This window comes from Methylobacterium sp. CM6244 (genome assembly GCF_054817885.1).
Genome location: NZ_CM139247.1, coordinates 4,306,906 through 4,324,916, shown reverse-complemented (window position 1 = coordinate 4,324,916; position 18,011 = coordinate 4,306,906). Strand labels below are relative to the sequence as shown.

Genomic DNA, 18,011 nt, shown 5'->3' with positions numbered 1-18,011 from the left:
GGGCGTGCCGGCGCGTCCGCCATCGAGCGTAGCGCAGGGCCCCGGGCGGGCACGCGCTTGAAGAAACGGGTCGGGGTGGGAGTTTGAGTTGGAGACCGCGCTACCAGACCGGCTCGAGGAAGCCCTTGTAGGTCCGCTCGATGTAGTCGCGCACCGGTGCCGACCGGAAGCTGCGGATGAAGGCGGTGAGACGCGGATCGTCGCGATTGTCGGGCCGCGCGACGAAGCTCAGCGTATAACGCCGATCCCCGGCCCCATCGGTGATGAGGGAGGTTCTGGGGTCGCCGCCGGCGGCGATCAGGTAGGTGAAGCTCACCTGCGCCAAGGTCACGTCGTCCATCGCACGCGGCAATTGCGCCGCTTCGAGTTCGATGATCCGCAGGCGCTTCGGATTGGCGACGATGTCGGCAACGGAGGCCTCGTCGCCGACGCCCGGCTTCAAGGTGATCAGCCTGGCGGTCTCCAGCAGGCGCAAGCCCCGCGCCGCGTTGACGGGATCGTTGGCGATGGCGACCGAAGCGCCGTCGGGGACCTTGTCGAGGCTGGTCACCGTCTTCGAGAACAGGCCCACGGGCAGGACCATGGCGCCCTCCACCGCCACCAGCTTGTAGCCCCGCGCGCGGATCGCGTTCTGAAGGTAGGGCACGTGCTGGAACAGGTTGGCGTCGATATCGCCCGAGGCCACGGCCTCGTTGGGCGTCACCCAATCGGTGAACTCGACGATCTCGACATTCTGCCCCTGCTTGCGGGCCAGATCGGCGGCGAAGGCCAGGGTCTGCCCCACCGGCCCCGGCGTCGCGCCGATGCGCAGGGGTTTTTCCGCAGAGGCGGGGCCGGTCACCAGAGCGAAGAGGACAGCCGCGAAGCCGAGGAGGCTGCGGCGGGTACGGAGCGGGGGCATCGTGGAAGCCTGTGATCGGGGAGGGGAAGAGGGTGCCGGTCAGGCGGCGGAGGCGCGGGCCTCGGCGCCGGTCCGGCGGAAGCGGGCGCCGGGATGGGTCGCCTTCAGGGTGGCGCCGCCCTCCGGGAACAGCTTTTCGCGGAGCGTGCCTTCGCGATACCGCGTCTTGAACGCGCCCCGGTCCTGCAACTCGGGCACGACGAGATCGACGAAGGCCTCGATCGTCTCGGGCGCGACGGCGCGGGTGAGATTGAATCCGTCGATATCGGCCTCGTCGGCCCAGGACAGCAGCGCCTCGGCGACGTCCGAGGGCGATCCGACGATGAAGGGAGCCCTCGCCCCGCGCGGGCCGAACTCGGCGAAATCGGCGCGGGTGAACGGGCGTTCGCCCGGCAGCGTCAGGTTCTCCAGCAAGGACTGCATGGCATTGGTCTTGACGTAGGCGAGCCCCTCATGGACATCGAGTTCGGACAGGTCGATTCCGGTCCAGCCGGAGACGAGGGCGAGCTGGCCCTCCACGTCGAGATATTGCGCGTACTCGTCGCGCAGATCGAACGCCTCGGCGCGGGTGGGGGCGACGATCACGGTGGCCCCGAGGAACATCCGGATGTCGTAGGGATCGCGGCCCGCCTCCTTGGCCGCCTGCCGCGTGGCGCGCACGGCCTTGCCCGCGATGGCCTTGGTCTGGCCGTTGAGGAAGATGCTCTCGGCATGGCGGGCGGCGAAGAGACGTCCGCGCGACGAGGCGCCGGCCTGGTAGAGCACGGGCGTCCGTTGCGGCGACGGCTCGCTGAGATGCTGCCCGTCCACCCGGTAGCTCGGCCCGTCATGGCTGACGCGGTGGACCCGGCCCGGCTCCGTGAACAGACCGCCCGCCCGGTCGCGCAGGGCCGCGCCGTCTTCCCAGCTTCCCTCCCAGAGCTTGTAGGCGGCCTCCAGGAAATCCTCGCCGGCATCGTAGCGCGCATCGTGTTCGCGGGCCTGGGGCAGGCCCATGCCGCGCGCGCCGCTCTCGAGATAGCCGGTGACCACGTTCCAGCCGATCCGCCCATTGGTGAGGTGATCGAGGGTCGAGAGCCGGCGGGTGAAGGTGTAGGGGTGTTCGTAAGTGAGGTTCGCCGTGCCCCCGAAGCCGAGATGCGTCGTGGCATGGGCCATCGCCGGCACCAGCAGGAACGGGTCGAGGTTCGGAGCCTGCGCCGCCCGGGCGAGGGCGGTGGCCGGGCTGGCGCCGTAGACGTCGTAGACCCCGACCACGTCGGCGAGGAAGATCCCGTCGAACAGGCCGCGCTCGGCGGTGCAGGCCAGCGACACCCAGTAATCGAGGGTATTGTAGCGCGTTGCCGCGTCGCGCGGATGCCGCCACAGCCCCGCCCAGGTATGGCCCGGCGCCCCCATCTCGAAGGCGTTCAGCCTCAATTCGCGGCGTGGGCTCATGGCAGATCCAGGCAATCCGGGGCGACGGTATCGTGCGATGGGGAAGAGAGGCCTCGTTCACGCGATGCGGGAGGCCTTCAGGCGCATGAGCCTAGCCGGAGACCGGACCCGGTCAACAAGAATGATCTTTCAACGATCACCCATTCCAAGCATACATCGTCTATTTTACGATGTTTTAGAGCATAACATCTCCAAATCGCACATCTGATCATAATTTATACTTGTCTGCCCTGCCCGGATTGACGATCAGGACGACCACGAGGCCGGGGGCCATCGAGCGCGAGCCCCTTCGGCGTCACGGCATCACAGGCACGGGATCGACGGAATGTCTCAGACGGAAGCGGGATGGGGCGCGGGACCGAGCGCGGGCTACGAGGCGCTAGCGGCCGGTTTCCGGCCGGTCTTCGCGCGCATCCGCGCCACCGCCATCGCCCGCGATCTCGCGCGCACGCTCCCCCATGACGAGATCGACTGGCTGAAACAGGCGGGCTTCACCACCCTGCGCCTCGCACGCGAAGAGGGCGGCCATGGCGCGAGCCTGCCCGAATTGTTCAACCTCTTCATTGAGTTGTCGGAGGCGGATCCCAACATCACCAACGCCCTGCGCGCGCATTTCGGCTTCACGGAGGACATGCTGTGCTCGTCCTCGCCGGAATGGCGGGCGCGCTGGACCGCCCGGATCGGCGATCGCCAGACCGTCGGCAGCGGCGTGTCCGAGACGGGCGAGGCCAAGGTCGGGCAGTTCGATACGGTGCTGCGGCCGCAGGACGGGCAATGGCTGCTCAACGGCCGGAAATTCTACACCACCGGCTCGCTCTTCGCCGACTGGATCCACGTCTCGGCCCAGGACGAGGCGGGCGCATCCCTGGTGGCGGCCGTGCCGGCGCGGGCGCCGGGTGTCGAGATCGTCGACGATTGGGACGGTTTCGGCCAATCGCTCACCGCGAGCGGCACGGCGATCTTCACGGACGTCCTCATCGGGCCGGAGCTGATCAAGCCCGATCCGGAGCGTTTCCCCTACGCGATGGGGTTCTTCCAGCTCGTCCATCTGGCGACTTTGGCCGGCATCGGCCGTTCGGCCGCCATCGACGTGTCGCGGCTCGTGGCCGAGCGCAAGCGGGTCTACAGCCACGGCAACGGCAGCCGGGCCGGCGACGATCCCCAGGTGCAGCAGGTGGTGGGGCGCGTGCGCGGTGCGGCCTATGCGGCGGGCGCCATCGTCCTCAAGGCGGCGGAGGCCCTGCAGCGGACCTACGACATCCACCGCACGGGAGAAGCGGCGGACCATGCGGCGGGTATCGCCGACATCGAGGTGAACCAGGCGGTGACCGTGGTCACCAATCTCGTTCTCGAAGCCACCACGACCCTGTTCGATGCGCTCGGCGCGTCGGCGGTGAAGAGCGGTCTCGGCCTCGACCGGCACTGGCGCAACGCCCGCACCATCGCCTCGCACAATCCCCGGATCTACCGCGACCGGGCCGTGGGCAATTTCGCGGTGAACGGCACCGCCCCGCCGCGCCAATACCGGGTCGGCTCGGCCTGAAGCGCCGCCTGCCAAGCAAGCCCATTGCAACGAGAGATCAAGGACAGACCCATGTCACGTCGCCGGGACACGATGCGCCTCGGTGCCTTCCTCTATCCGGGCGGGCACCACGTCGCGGCGTGGCGGCACCCCTCGTCGCAGGCGGATGCGGGGATCGACCCCGCCCATTACCGCCGCCTCGCCAAGGTGGCCGAGGCGGCGAAGTTCGACCTGATCTTTCTCGCAGACGGGGTCAGCATCCGCGGCGACGACATCGACGCCCTGAGCCGCACGGCGATCCGTTACGTCGGACAGTTCGAGCCGCTCACCCTGCTCTCCCATCTCTCGGCGGTGACAGAGCGCATCGGCCTCGTGGCCACCGCCTCCACGACCTACAACGAGCCGTTCCACGTGGCGCGCAAGTTCGCCTCCCTCGACCATCTCAGCGGTGGCCGGGCGGGCTGGAACCTCGTCACCTCGGCGGACCCGCGCGAGGCCTACAATTTCAGCCGCGACAGCCATCTCGCCCATGCGAGCCGCTACGCCCGCGCCGAGGAATTCGTGGATGTGGTCACCGGCCTCTGGGACACGTTCGAGGACGACGCCTTCGTCCGCGACCGGGAGGAAGGGCGCTTCTTCGATCCGGCCAAGCTGCACGTGCTCGGCCATGAGGGCGAGCATTTCTCCGTGCGTGGCCCGCTCAACGTTCCCCGTCCGCCGCAGGGCCATCCGGTCGTCGTGCAGGCGGGCTCTTCGGAGGCCGGCAAGGCATTGGCGGCCCGCACCGCCGAGGTGATCTTCACCGCCCAGGCGACCCTGGACGATGCGACCGCCTTCTACGCCGACGTGAAGGGCCGGCTCGCCCGGCACGGCCGAGAACCGGACGCGCTCAAGATCCTGCCGGGCGCTTTTCCGGTGGTGGGCCGCACGATGGCTGAGGCCGAGGACAAGTACGGCGCGTTACAGGAGCTGATCCACCCCGTCGTCGGCCGCTCGCTCCTGGAACAACTCGCGGGGCTCGACCTCTCCGGCTATCCCGACGATGCGCCGGTTCCGCCGGCCAACGGGACGGAGGGCGGCAAGAGCCGGCAGGATCTCCTCGTCACCATCGCCCGACGCGAAGGCCTGACCATCCGCGAGCTCTACCTGCGCATCGCCGGCGCTCGGGGCCACTGGACCCTGATCGGAACACCCGCCCGGATCGCCGATGCCCTCCAGGAGCGGTTCGAAGCTTATGGCGCCGACGGGTTCAACATCATGCCGCCGACGCTCCCCGGCGGGCTCGACGATTTCGCCACGCTGGTGATCCCCGAATTGCAGCGGCGCGGACTGTTCCGAACGGAATACGAAGGGACCACGCTCCGCGAGAATCTCGGCCTCGCCCGGCCCCACCATCGTCGCCACGACGTGGCCCGGCCGGAATGATCCGCCGCAGCTTGCCCCGAGGCGTCCTCCATCAGACGCCTCGGGGCAAGCGATGACGCCTTCCCGTCCGAGCCCCCCGATCTCACCCGGCCTTCCGCATCGGCGAGGATCCGCTCCTTCCCTCCTTGGCCGGGCGCCGGGCGCTGGCCTCCTGCAGGCGTTCGAGGAGGCGGGCGCCAAGATGGCCGCGCTCGACCGCATCCTCGCATTGCGCGCGCAGGAGCACGCGGCGGTCGCGGCGCTCGATATGCGCGTTGACCGGCAGCAGGATCGGCGGCGCGTTGGCACGGAAATCCGCCGCCAGACCTTGGGGTCCTCCGCTCAACCGGGCGATTCCGAGCGTGCGGCACCCGACCCGGAGCCGGGCCAGGGTGACGAGGGCCTCGAACGCCTCCGGCGGTGGGCCGAACCGGTCCGCAACCTCGTGGCGTAGCGCCTCGACCTCGTCGGCGGTCGTCAGGCGCAGGAGCCGCGTATAGAGGCTCAGGCGCACCTCCGGCTCCGGTACGTAATCCGCAGGCACACCGCCGGAGAGACCGATCCGGATCTCTGGGGTCCAATCCTCGGCGGTCTCGCCCTTCGCGGCCCTCAGGGCGAGATGCAGAAGGTGCTGATACAGGCCGAGCCCGATCAGCTTCACATGGCCGGCCTGGTTCTCACCCACGAGATCGCCGGCCCCGCGCAGGTCGAGGTCGCGGGCGCTGATGGCGAAACCGGCACCGAGCCGGTCGAGGGCTTCCAACGTGCGTAGCCGCTTCTCCGTCGCCGGGCTGAGAGGCTTATCCGGCTGGTGAAGCAGGTAGACGACGCCCCGGCGTTGGCCGCGACCGACCCGGCCCCGCAGCTGGTGCAACTGCGACAGGCCGAAACGTTCCGCATCCCAGACCAGCATCGTGTTGGCACGGGGCACGTCGAGGCCGCTCTCGATGATGCTGGTCGCCAGCAGCACGTCGCCCTCGCCATCGGCGAAGCGCACCATCACGTCGTCCATGTCCGCCGCCTTGAGCTCGCCATGGGCGATCATCGTATGCAGGTCGGGGACGAGCTTGGCGAGGCGCTCCGCCATGGGGCCGATATCCTCGATCCGCGGGCAGACGACGAAGCTCTGTCCGCCCCGTCGATGCTCGCGCAGGAGCGCGTCCCGCAAGCCATCTGCGTCGAACGGCGCGATCACCGTGCGGATGGGCTGGCGCACCGCGGGCGGCGTGGCGATGACGCTGAGGGATTGCAGTCCGACGAGGGCGGATTGCAGGGTGCGGGGGATCGGCGTCGCCGTGAGCGTGAGGACGTGACCGTCCCCCGCCGTGTTGCGGAGCGCCTGCTTCATCTTGGTCCCGAAGCGCTGCTCCTCGTCGATGACCACGAGGCCGAGATCGGCGAAACCGACGCCCTTGGCGGTGAGGCAATGGGTGCCGACGACGAGGCGGATGCTGCCGTCTGCGAGCCCCGCTTTCACGCGCTTCGCCTCGGCCGGGGAGACGAGCCGGGAGAGATGGGCGACCTCGATGCCGAAGCGGGCAAAGCGCCGGGTGAAAGTCTGCACGTGCTGGCGAGCCAGCACGGTGGTGGGCGCCACCACCGCCACCTGGCGACCGGCGAAGATCGCGGCGGCGGTGGCACGCAGGGCCACCTCGGTCTTGCCGAAGCCGACATCGCCGCAGACGAGCCGATCCATCGGCCGCCCCGAGGCGAGATCGCCCATCACCCCGTTCACGGCGCGCGCCTGATCGGCGGTGAGGTTGAATCCGAAACCGGCGGCGAAGCGCTCCATCTCCCGGACCGGGGGTGACAGAACCGGCGCCTTGACCTCCCGGCGCGCCTCGGCATCGGCGAGCATCATGCGGGCCGCCTTGGCCATGCAGGCCTCGGCTTCGAGACGCCGACGCCCCCAGGACCCGCCTTCGAGTTTGTCGAGGGTCACCGCCTCGGCCTCCGAGCCGTAGCGCCAGATCCGGTCGGCCTGGGAGACCGGGACCATCAGGATCGCGTTTCCGGCAAAACGCAGACGCAGGGCGTCCTCGCCGCCTTCCGCTCCGGTCTCGACATGCTCCAACCCCTCGAAGACGCACAGACCGTTGTCGCGATCGACCGCCACATCGCCGATGCGCAGCTCGACCTCGCCGATGGGAAGGCTCGCCGTCGGCTCGCCCTCAGCCGCAGCGGCGGCGCGGCTCCCGAACAGGTCGGCGGCTGCAATGACACAGACACCCTGTCCCGGCACCCTGAACCCCGCCTCGATGGGAGCGGCCAGCGCCAGGATCGCACCGGGCCCGGCACGGGCAACCTCCGTCCAGTTCGTCACCTTTCGTGCCTTGCGACCCAACACACGCTCGGCGACGCGGATCAGGCGACCGAGAGGCTCCTCCGGTCCCGTCAGCAGGATGCGCTCGCCGCTTTCGAGATGCCGGCGCAGGGTCTCGGCGAGGGCCGCATTCGGACGGGTTTTCCGCACGAAGGCCGGAATGGCGAGATCCTCGGATTCGTCCGCCGACGCGGTGGCGATGCGTCGCTTCTCTTGAAGGGCAGTCCAACTCCGGGGATCGAGATAGAGGTCCCCGAGGTCACGGTTCCGGTCGCCGGCATCGCGCCCTTCGGCGATCTGTTCGAAGAAGGCGGCGGCGCGCTGTTCGGCGCCGGTCTCGACCACGAGGCGGGCATCCGGAACGTAGTCGAGCACCGTCGTGAGCGTAGGGTAGAAGCGAGGAAGCTGATGCTCCTGACCGGTGAAGGGCCGCAACTGGTTCTCCGATCCCTCCGGCAGAAGGATCTCCGTGGCCGGGTCGATGACCAGTCGCTCGGCCTCCGCCAGGGAGCGCTGGGAGACCGGATCGTAGGACCGGATCGCGATGACGCGGCCGTCCTCGTGCTCGATCCGGCAAGGGCGCGGCGCGGCGGCGGGGAACACGTCCACTGTCCTTCCCCACACCGCCACCTCGCCCGGCTCGTCGACCCGGTCGTCCAGGATGTAGCCGAGGCGCTGCAACGTCGCGGTGATCGCCGTCGGGTCGAAATCATCGCCGACGCGGATCTCGAGATGGGCGTCCGCCCATGTCTCGGGCGGTGGAACCCGCTGGATCAGTGCGGGGGCGGTCGTCAGGACGATGTCGGGCAGGGCGGAGGTGTCCGTGAGCCAGCGCAACACGCCCGTGCGCTGCCCCATGACGCCGCGCGACGGCGAGGTCCGGTCGAAGGGCAGGCAATCCCATTCCGGGTAGATCGCAACGCTGCGATCGGGTGCCAGCGCCCGCAGGATCGCCGCGATTGCCTCCTGCCGGTACGTTTCGCGCACCATGTGGATCAGGGGCTTGTTCAGGGCCACGAGGTCGAGGAGCGCCACGGCCAGAGCGCCGATGGGAACGAGGGGAGCGACGACCTCTTCGGAGGCGTTGTCGGGAGACGTCCTAGTCCGGCGTTTTGCCATCGGGGAGTGCGCTGCCCATCATTGATGTCGGGAGTCGGCAAACGTGGGCCGACGCGACTCGGGTCCCGAGATTCACGATCTGTCCCCAGTTTGTCGCAGACCGTACCGAGTGCGGGATGATGGGTGGACGAGGGCGTCATCCATGGCCGGGCGGGGGCATTCCTCCATGCTCGACGTGTCGCTCATACAACCCTCCGCCCGCGTGAATCCCAGCCGGTTTCAAGCGCGGGACAGGCAGGATCGGGCGGAGCGTCCGCGCTGGAGTAAAGTCCGCCGCATGACGCATGTTGAGCCCGTCCGATGGCGGTCGTTTGCCCCCTCCGATGGCGGTCATTTCTCCGCGAGAATGCCGAGGATCTCGGTGCGCAGGCTCAGGAGCTTCGGGTCGTCGCGGCGGCGCGGATAGGGGGCATCCACCGCGATCTCGGTCCTGATCCGAGCCGGCCGGTCGCTCAGCACGATCACCCGCTGGGCGAGGATGAGGGCCTCCTCGACATCGTGGGTGACGAGGAGCGCGGTGAAGCGGCTCTCCTGCCAGAGCCGGACGAGTTCGCCCTGCATGGCAAGGCGGGTGAGAGCGTCGAGCTTGCCCAGAGGCTCGTCGAGGAGCAGCAGGCTCGGATCGTTGACCAGGGCCCGGGCGAGCGCCGTGCGCTGGGCCATGCCGCCGGAGAGTTGGTGGGGATAGGCCTCGGCGAAGTCGGCAAGCCCGACGAGGTCCAGCGCCTCGTCGATGCGGTGCCGATGGCGGCGAAGCAGCCCGCGCGCCTCCAGGCCCAGCGAGACATTCCCCCGCACCGTGCGCCAGGGATAGAGCGTCGGATCCTGGAAGACGAGGAGCCGTTCCGGATCGGGTCCGGCGATCGTCTCCCCGTCGAGGGCGAGGGAGCCGGATTCCGGCGGTTCGAGACCGGCGGCGAGGCGCAGCAGCGTCGACTTTCCGCAGCCCGAGGGCCCGAGCAGGGCGACGAACGAGCCCGGCGCGATGGTGAGCTCGATATTATCGAGGACGGGCAGGCGCGTACCGCCGATGTCGAAAGCGTGGGAGACACCTCTGACAGCGAGGGCTCCACGCCGGCTGGAAGAGGAGGCGCCGGTCGGCGCTTCGAGGGTGGCCGCTACCATTGGACGAGCCCCTTCTGCCAGGACAGGACGCGGTCGCGCAGACGGAACAGCAAGGTGATCAGGGTCGAGCACATCAGCGCCATGGCGATGAGAGCGGCATACATATTGGCATAGGCCGCCCACCCTTGCGCCCATTGCAGGTACCAGCCGAGGCCGGATTTCACGCCCAGCATCTCGGCCACGACGAGAACCGCGAAGGAGGCGCCGAGGCCCATGAACAGACCGACGAAGACGTGGGGCAGGGCGGCCGGGATCGCGACCTTGCGGATGAGGAAGCTCTGCGAGGCTCCGAGCGTGCGGGCGACGTCGTAATAGGATTTGTTGGCGGCCGCGATCCCGGACCAGGTCAGCACCGTCACCGGGAAACCCGTGGCCAGAGCCACGAGGAACGTGCTCGCCGACCAGGACGAGGGGAACACGAAGAAGGCCAGCGGCAGCCAGGCGGTGGCCGGGAGCGGTCCGACGAAGCGCAGGACCGGATGGACCCAGTAGCCGGCCGTCCGCGACCAGCCCACCGCCACACCGAGAACGAAGCCGACCGCGGCACCGATGAGGTAGCCGCCCGACAGAAGGATCAGCGAATTGACGATGCTGCCGCCGAGTTTCGGCCAATCCTCTGCGAAGACTTCCAGGATCGCCTGAGGAGGCGGGAAGAACGGCATCGGCAGCCATTCGAACTTGGCCGTCACCAGTTCCCAGACGGTGAAGGCGAGGGCGAGGGCGACCGTCCAGGGTCCCCAATGACGAAGGCGGCCTCCGACCCGGCCGAGGGCGGGGAGAAAGGGGCTCGCCAGAAGCAAGGCCGCACCGATCAGTCCGGCGCCATGTCCGAACGTGGCGGAATACGGAAAGTCGCCGTTCTCCGGCAGACCGATCGTGAGGGCCGCGAGGGCGAGCCAGACGGAACCGGCGAGGAGGCCGACCCACCACAGGGCAGCGAGACGAGTTCGCCATGCGGAGCGACTCGATACCGTGGCATCCGCATCCGCTTCGGCGGCCCGGCGGAAGCCTCCGCCGAACGCCCCCGTCAATGAACTCGACATGGATGCCCCTCAGCTCAGGACGTCGGCATAGACCCGGTCGGCGAATTTCGCCGTGTCGGTGGACCGGCGGATCACGTTCACGCGCTTCAGTTCGTCGCCGTAGAGGGCGATCTCCTGCTTGAGGGTGACGCCCACCGGCCGGTGATCGTGCGTATGGCTGCGCAGCATCGCGGCCAGATCCTTCACCGAGCCTTTGCCACCGTAATTCGAGAAGATGCCGGCGGCATCCAGCGGATCGGTGGCGACGCGGTGACCACCCTCGAGGATGGCGCGGGTGAGGGCGGAGGCGACCGCCCGGTCGTTACGGATCAGGCTGCCGCGCAGGGCCACCACGCAGCAGGAGCGCGTGGCGAAGCTGCCTGTCAGGTTGGTGGCCACTTCGGTGAAGCGCGGGTCCTTCAGCCAGATCCAGGTGCGCGGGTCGGCATCGGCCAGGGCCTGGGCCTCGCCCTTCTCCACGGCGAGGTTGAGAAGATCGGCTGGGTATTGCCGCCATTCCATCTCCCTGTCGGGATCGATACCGGCATCCGACAGGAGCAGGGCGAAGAAGTTCTTGGCCGGGCTCGCATGGTCGCTGATCGCGATGGTCTTGCCTTTCAGAGAGGCAATGTCGCTGATGCCTGCGGATTTTGCGCCGAGCAGCCTGAGGCAACCTCCATGGAGGCCGGCGGTGATCTTGACGTCGAATCCCTGTTCGAGGGGCTTCAGCCAGCGCAGGGCCATACCGATGCCGGCATCGGCCTTGCCGGTGGCGATGGCCTCCAGCAGGGCCTCCGTAGAGCCGCCGAAATTGATGAATTCCACGGCGAGCCCGTAGGCCGCGAAGATGCCCCGCTCCTTGGCGACGGGGGCCGCGGCGGTGCAGATGGCATTGGCGTTCCAGGCGAGCTTCACAGGCCGCAGCGGGCCGCTCCAAGGCTCAGTGGCCACTGCCGGCGCGCACAGGGGACCGGGATCGAAGGGCACAGCAGGGCCCGGAACCCAGGCACGCCCCGCCGTCGCGGTAAGGCCGAGGGGCAGGGCGGCCGCGACGGTGGCGCCCGCTCTCAGCAGGCGGCGTCGGGACAGCAGGTCGTCGGTCATGGTCGTCTCCGGGGCTGCGAGCAGCCCGCCTTCATGGATCGATGGAATGTCTGGGGAGGCAGTCGGCGGGTCAGGCCGGGGCGTAACTGAGATAGGCGACCATCATCTCGGCCACCGCCCGATGGGCGTAGTCGGAGACGCTCTCTCCGCCATCGACCGGAAAGGCCTCGACGACGCGGCGGCCAGCCAGCACTTCGGACAGCTCCTCGGGCATCAGTCCGTTCTCGATGGCAGCAGCCACGGCTGCCCTGCCATAGGTGCGGCGAACATGCTTCGGCGCGATAGCGCCTGCAAAAGCCCAGGCGCTCGCGGAGCTAGCCGCTTCAATTCTCGCGTCGTGATAACCCATGACCATCAACCCCATTCGTCAGAATCGTCCCATGATGAGTGCCGCCGAGATCGGCGAGACATGCATGGTGAAGGCAACGATTATGTTTGGGGTGACGGATCTTCATTGCGCCCTCGCGTCGGCAGCGAGCCGATAGACTTGTCGACAGGCGAAACTATAGGTGAGGGCTCGCGAAATGTGCTTCCAAATGTCCCGCATTCCGCAGGTGAGCGCTCTCTCCCGACCGGTCGATCGGGAAAGTTCCTGGTACCGATGCTCGCATGCCGACGGACTGTCAGCGGGCGGAGCCAGCCATCGCGTCGGAAATCGGCGCCTCGTCGCGGGCGCCAACGAAGCGGCCGAACAGACGCCAGAGCAGGGCACCGAGGCTGTCCATCAAAAGGAACACGGCCGGCACGAAGACCAGTGAGAGCAGGGTGGAGACGATGAGGCCGGAGATCACCGCCACCGCCATGGGTGCGCGGAACTCGCCACCGACACCCAACGCCATCGCCGAGGGCACCATGCCGGCGGCCATGGCGATGGTTGTCATCACGATAGGGCGCGCCCGCTTGCGGCCGGCATCGACGATGGCGGTGACGCGGTCGACGCCGCGCGCCATCTCCTCCACGGCGAAATCCACCAGCATGATCGCGTTCTTCGTGACCAGCCCCATCAGCATCAGGATACCGATGACCACGGGCATCGATATCGGCATGTTGAGGATGAGGAGGCCGAGGATCGCGCCACCGATGGAAAGCGGCAGCGAGAACAGGATCGTCAGTGGCTGAAGAAACGAACCGAACAAGAGAACGAGAACGGCGTATACCATCATGATCCCGGCCCCCATCGCCAGCAGGAAGCCGGAGAAGACCTCGCCCATGATCTCGGCGTCGCCGGTCTGGCGAATGGTGACGCCAGGCGGCAGCGACTTCGCGGTGGGTGTTTCCAGGGCTTGAGCGATGAGCGAGCCCAACGCGTCGGACCCTTCCATGTTGGCCTCGACCGCCACGCGGATTACGCGGTCATAGCGCTCGATGGCGCCCGGTCCCTGGTCGAGCTCGATATCAGCCACAGCGGCGAGAGGCACGGCGCCGCCGTTCTTTGCTGGGACCTTGAGGTTCTCCAACCGCGAAATCGCGCCGCGCGCCGCCTCGGGCAATTGAACGCGGATCGGAATCTGGCGGTCGACGGCGTTGAACTTGGCCAGGTTCAGGCCGATATCGCCGATCGTCCCGACTCGTACGGTCTCGGCGATGGTTTCTGTGGAGACGCCGAGATCGGCGGCGGCCCCCTCTTTCGGGCGGATGCGCACTTCCGTGCGGTTGAGCGGTGCGGTCGACATCACGGAGACGAGGTGTGGGATCGCCGCCATGTCGCGCTGCAGCCTTGCCGCCACTTCGGCGACGATCTCGGCATCCGGCCCTCCAACCACAAGGGCGAGGTCGCGCTGGCCGGAATCGCGCAGGGACCAGGAGCGGATGTCCGGTTCCTCCGCCAGCAACGCGGCGATGTCGGTCTCTACCGCCGCCTGCTTCTTCGAGCGCGCGTTCTTCGGAGTCAGGTTGACGATGAGGGTGGCGAGCCGGGTCTCCTTCTTGCCCCCCACCTGACGACCGCCATCGACGAAGACCGAGGTGACTTCCGGCAGGGAACGGATGCGTTCGACCACTCGGTCAGCGACAGCTACGGTGTCTACGAGCTTCGCGCCAGGCGCGAGTTCCACCATGAACAGCGTGCGGGCATTGTCCTGCTTCGGCACGAAGCCGGAGGGCAGCAACCCGGTGGAGGCGAGCGAACCGGCAAACAGCACGAGGCCGACGATGAGGGTGATGACGCGGTGGCGCACGGACCAGCCCACCAACCGGCCATAGGTGCGCATCACCCATCCCTCACGTTCGTCGTGGTGATGGCCGTGGTCGCGTAGGAAATAGGCAGCGAGCATCGGCGTGATCAGCCGCGCCACGAGCAGCGACATGAACACCGAGACGGCGATGGTGAGCCCGAACTGCATGAAGTAGCGGCCTGCGATACCGCCCATGAACGAGACCGGCGCGAACACCGCGATCAACGTGGCGGTAATGGCAATGACGGCGAGACCGATCTCGTCGGCGCCCTCGATCGCCGCCCGGTATGCTGACTTCCCCATCCGCATGTGCCGGACGATGTTCTCGATCTCGACGATGGCGTCATCCACCAGAATGCCGGTGACGAGGGTGATGGCGAGCAGGCTGATGCCGTTGAGGGTAAAACCCAGCGCATCCATCGCCCAGAAGGTCGGGAAGACGGAGAGCGGTAGGGCGACCGCCGCGATCAAGGTCGCGCGCCAGTCCCGCAAGAACAGGAAAACCACGATGACAGCGAGAACAGCGCCCTCGATCAGGGTGAGCATCGCCGAATCGTAGCTTCCGATCGTGGCCGAAACCGATGAATCGATGACGTCGAAAGCCACGTCGGGATAGGTTTTGCGGAACTCGTCGATGCGCTTCTCGACGGCTGTCGCCACCTCGGCATCACTGGCGCCCGAGCCGCGCGAGACCGCGAAGGCGACGACCGGCTCGCCATTGAAACGGGCGAAGGTGCGCGGCTCCTCGATGGCGTCCTGCACCACAGCGAGATCGTCGAGACGAACCTTGCGTCCCCCCGGTAGGACGATGGACGTAGCCTTGAGGTCACGTACCGTCCGAGAGGCGGCAAGCGTCCGAATCGATTGTTCGCGACCACCGACCTCGCCACGTCCGCCCGCCATGTCAGCTGAGGTCAAGCGTAACTGCCGATTAACATCCGCAGCGGTGATGCCGAGCGCCAGCAGGCGGTCGGGCTGGAGCACGACGCGGATCTCGCGCGCGACGCCGCCGACACGCTCGACCCCACCGACGCCCTTCACCCCCTGGAGCGAGCGGGCGATCTTGTCCTCCACCAGCCAGGAGAGGTCGGCAGGTGTCATCGCCGGGGCCTTCACGCCGTAGATCAGAATCGGCAGGCCTGCGATCTCGACACGGCTGATCACCGGTTCGTCGATGGTGCGTGGCAGGTTGATGCGGATCTTCGAGATTGCATCCTTTACGTCGTTGACCGCGCGGTCAGTGTTCACCTCAAGACGAAATTCTACCGTCGTGACGGAGGATCCCTCTGTGATCGCCGAGGTGATGTGCTTCACGCCGCGTACGCCGGCTATTGAATCCTCGACCCATTTCGTCACCTGGGTCTGGAGCTCGGATGGGGCAGCGCCGGCCTGCGTGATCGCCACCGAGACGATGGGCACGTCGATATTCGGCATGCGCGTGACTGGAAGCCCACGAAAGCTGACGAGGCCGAGAACGATCAGGACGAGGAACAGAACCAGTGGGCCGATCGGCTTGCGGATCGCCCAGGCGGAGACGTTGAGGCGCATCGGCACAAACCGTGTTCGCGAGATGGAAACAACAGAGCCCGGCTGTTCCGGGCGCTGTTTCAGGGAATGCCGGCTTCAGCGGTTTCGCGCGGGGACGGGCCGTTCGCGACGGCGGGAGCGGGCGTAACGGCAACCGGGATGGCGCGGACCCGGTCGCCGTTACGCAGGAAGCTTCCAGAGCGCGCGACCACGGCCTCGCCTTGGTTGAGGCCTGAGCGGATTTCGATATCGTCATCGTCTGAGATGCCGGTGCGCACGGTCCGCGCCTCCACGAGGCCATCGGCGACTATGAGGACGCTACTGCGTTGCGGCCCGCCATACAGAATGGAGGCCTGGGGCACGGTGATGCCACGGGTTCGTGCGACCTCAATGGCCCCTCGGGCAAAGGTGCCAATACGCAGGCGCGGATCGGGATCGAGCCGGACGCGGACCTTGCCGAGGCGGGTTGCCTTATCGACCTCCGGGTAGACGGCGCGCACGCTCCCTCGCACGCGCTCGCCAGTGGTAAGCTCCATCGAGGCGGGTGCCCCCTCCCGCAACAGTGGCAGCTTGGTCTCAATGACCTCGCCTTCGAGCTCAATCTCGCCTCGGGCGATGAGCCTGAACAACGGCTCAGAAGAGGAGGAGGCTGCCATACCGACGCGGGCCGTACGGCGGTTTACGATACCGGCTTCCGGCGCGCGGATCTCGGTGCGGGCGAGGCGCAATGAGAGTTCGTCGCGCAGAGCCCGCGCCTGAGCGAGTTCCGCCCTTGCGATGACAAGACCATTGCGCGCGAAGGCGAGCTTGCCCTCCGTTTGACGCAAGGACGCAGTGCGCCCCTCCATGATCGCCGCTGTGCCGTTGCCGCTACTCATGAGTTGCTTAGCTCGCTCGAAGGCAAGGCGCGCTTCCATCTCGGCGGCCTCCGCCTGCTCGATATTGCTCTGTGCTTGCGGCACGGTGGCCGACGCCTTGCTGACCAGGGCGTCCTGCTGAGCGATCTGCTGGTCGATGAGATCGCGCGAGAGCCGCGCCAGGATCTGGCCTCGCTCTACGCGCATGCCCTCCTCGACCAGCACTTCGGTGACCCGATAGCCCTCGATTTCGGGCGTTACCAGGATTTCGTCACGGGGAACCAGAGATCCGGTAACGACGACCTGCTCGACGATTTCGCGGCGTGCCGCCTCGACAGTGCTCACCGCCGGCGCCGGCTTGTTTGGAGCCAGCGCGACCTCAGCGAAGGCCGAACCCGACGGTAGGCCAAGAATGAGAACGAAGGGACGAACGACCTTGAGGACGGAACTCATCGGCTACCCTCCAAGAGAGAGTGGGACGGAAAACCGAGCGAGACGGGAAGCGCGCCGGCCTCAGCCTCCTGCGCCGCCGTCGGCAGCCGTCCGTCCAGTCCCGCCTCGATCAGGGCGCACAAATGCGCCGCGGCGGGGGCTGGATTGAAGGCTGGCCAGAGCGCCAGGTTCACGAGAATGCCCTTCATCAGCGGGTTCAGCGTTTTGTCGTAGAGAATGGCGGCATCGCAGGCCGGTGAGGTTGCCAGAGACGAAAGAGTCTCGACAAACCAAAGGCGGGCCTCGGTCTCGCCTCGCTCGACCATGCCGGCAATGTCGGGGTTGCGAGTGGCCTCGGACCAGAGATCGACGCGCAGGACCGCGCTCTCGCGGGTCGCCCGGGCGAAGTAGCGTTCGAGGATGCCCATTAGGGCCCCACGGCGATCGCCGGCCCGCTCCATCTCTTCGACGAGGGTCATACCATGCCCGCGCTCACGCTCCGCGAGGCCTAAGACAACGGCCTCCTTCGACTTGAAGTAATGGTAGATGTTGCCTGCGGTCATCCCGGCTTGACGGGCGAGATCCTGCATCGTTGTGCGGTGGAAGCCATTGCGGACGAAGCAAATCTCGGCGGCATCGAGGATGTCCTGGCGGCGGGTCGACTGGCTGCTTCGAGGCTCAGTGAGGACGCCGGCGCTCATGATGCGGCCCCCGTGTTCGCGACGATGCCCACACCTTGAGCATTGATCGATCCGCAGGAGTACGCATGTCCACCAAGGTCGGCGCAGACCCGCGCCTGCCACCCATCCGATCCTGCACCCGTCCAGCCAATTAAAGCGAGCCAACCGACGAGAATCAAGAGCCCCGGCAGAAGATTGGACATCCGGCAAGCGGAGCGGGCCGAGACCACAATGCGCTGGGAGATCCCATCGCGAGGCGCATCCACATCATCGTACCAACCTAGATCGCCCATCGCGGCCTCCCGTCTCTCCGCAAATCTATTGAACGTTCATTCAAACGTCAATGAATGAACGTTCAATAGGAGCTAATAATGTTATCCGACT

The 18,011-nt window shown here is 67.4% G+C and carries 13 protein-coding genes; 2 read left to right on the top strand and 11 right to left on the bottom strand.

Annotated elements, in window-relative coordinates:
• Window positions 1-100: 100 nt before the first annotated feature.
• Both ACYQML_RS20265 and ACYQML_RS20260 read right to left on the bottom strand, forming a co-directional pair.
• Window positions 101-901, bottom strand: a complete 801-nt coding sequence (locus ACYQML_RS20265; RefSeq protein WP_461233836.1) for a MetQ/NlpA family ABC transporter substrate-binding protein — start codon at window positions 899-901, stop codon at window positions 101-103.
• Window positions 902-940: 39 nt separating this feature from the next.
• Window positions 941-2,338, bottom strand: a complete 1,398-nt coding sequence (locus ACYQML_RS20260; RefSeq protein ID WP_461233835.1) for an LLM class flavin-dependent oxidoreductase — start codon at window positions 2,336-2,338, stop codon at window positions 941-943.
• Window positions 2,339-2,663: 325 nt separating this feature from the next.
• Between ACYQML_RS20260 and ACYQML_RS20255 the strand changes: the two genes are divergently transcribed.
• The gene (locus ACYQML_RS20255) at window positions 2,664-3,881 is read left to right on the top strand and encodes an acyl-CoA dehydrogenase family protein (RefSeq protein ID WP_461233834.1); all 1,218 of its coding nucleotides are present in this window, start codon (window positions 2,664-2,666) and stop codon (window positions 3,879-3,881) included.
• Window positions 3,882-3,932: 51 nt separating this feature from the next.
• Window positions 3,933-5,285, top strand: a complete 1,353-nt coding sequence (locus ACYQML_RS20250) for an LLM class flavin-dependent oxidoreductase (protein ID WP_461233833.1) — start codon at window positions 3,933-3,935, stop codon at window positions 5,283-5,285.
• An 82-nt stretch (window positions 5,286-5,367) separates the two neighbouring features.
• Here the strand turns inward: ACYQML_RS20250 and ACYQML_RS20245 are convergent, their stop codons facing one another.
• The 9 genes from ACYQML_RS20245 to ACYQML_RS20205 all read right to left on the bottom strand — a co-directional run bounded on the left by ACYQML_RS20245 (window position 5,368) and on the right by ACYQML_RS20205 (window position 17,920).
• Window positions 5,368-8,706, bottom strand: coding sequence for a DEAD/DEAH box helicase (locus tag ACYQML_RS20245; RefSeq protein WP_461233832.1), 3,339 nt, complete (start codon window positions 8,704-8,706; stop codon window positions 5,368-5,370).
• Window positions 8,707-9,036: 330 nt separating this feature from the next.
• Complete coding sequence (locus tag ACYQML_RS20240; protein WP_461233831.1) at window positions 9,037-9,831, bottom strand: ABC transporter ATP-binding protein; 795 nt, start codon at window positions 9,829-9,831, stop codon at window positions 9,037-9,039.
• Window positions 9,825-10,874 (bottom strand): ABC transporter permease, encoded by a 1,050-nt coding sequence (locus ACYQML_RS20235; RefSeq protein WP_156467711.1) that lies wholly within the window; start codon window positions 10,872-10,874, stop codon window positions 9,825-9,827. The genes ACYQML_RS20240 and ACYQML_RS20235 overlap by 7 nt, the downstream gene beginning before the upstream one ends.
• Before the next feature lie 9 nt (window positions 10,875-10,883).
• Entirely contained in the window at window positions 10,884-11,957 is a 1,074-nt protein-coding gene (locus ACYQML_RS20230) for an ABC transporter substrate-binding protein (protein ID WP_461233830.1), read from the bottom strand.
• Between the two features lie 70 nt (window positions 11,958-12,027).
• Window positions 12,028-12,198: a hypothetical protein gene (locus ACYQML_RS20225; RefSeq protein ID WP_244477986.1), complete on the bottom strand. Its 171-nt coding sequence runs from the start codon at window positions 12,196-12,198 to the stop codon at window positions 12,028-12,030.
• A 382-nt stretch (window positions 12,199-12,580) separates the two neighbouring features.
• Complete coding sequence (locus tag ACYQML_RS20220; protein ID WP_461233829.1) at window positions 12,581-15,679, bottom strand: efflux RND transporter permease subunit; 3,099 nt, start codon at window positions 15,677-15,679, stop codon at window positions 12,581-12,583.
• Between the two features lie 59 nt (window positions 15,680-15,738).
• Complete coding sequence (locus ACYQML_RS20215; RefSeq protein ID WP_461233828.1) at window positions 15,739-16,968, bottom strand: efflux RND transporter periplasmic adaptor subunit; 1,230 nt, start codon at window positions 16,966-16,968, stop codon at window positions 15,739-15,741.
• Window positions 16,965-17,648, bottom strand: a complete 684-nt coding sequence (locus tag ACYQML_RS20210) for a TetR/AcrR family transcriptional regulator (protein ID WP_311273863.1) — start codon at window positions 17,646-17,648, stop codon at window positions 16,965-16,967. Before ACYQML_RS20210 ends, ACYQML_RS20215 begins: the two co-directional genes overlap by 4 nt.
• Window positions 17,645-17,920: a hypothetical protein gene (locus ACYQML_RS20205; RefSeq protein WP_461233827.1), complete on the bottom strand. Its 276-nt coding sequence runs from the start codon at window positions 17,918-17,920 to the stop codon at window positions 17,645-17,647. Before ACYQML_RS20205 ends, ACYQML_RS20210 begins: the two co-directional genes overlap by 4 nt.
• Between the last annotated feature and the right edge of the window lie 91 nt (window positions 17,921-18,011).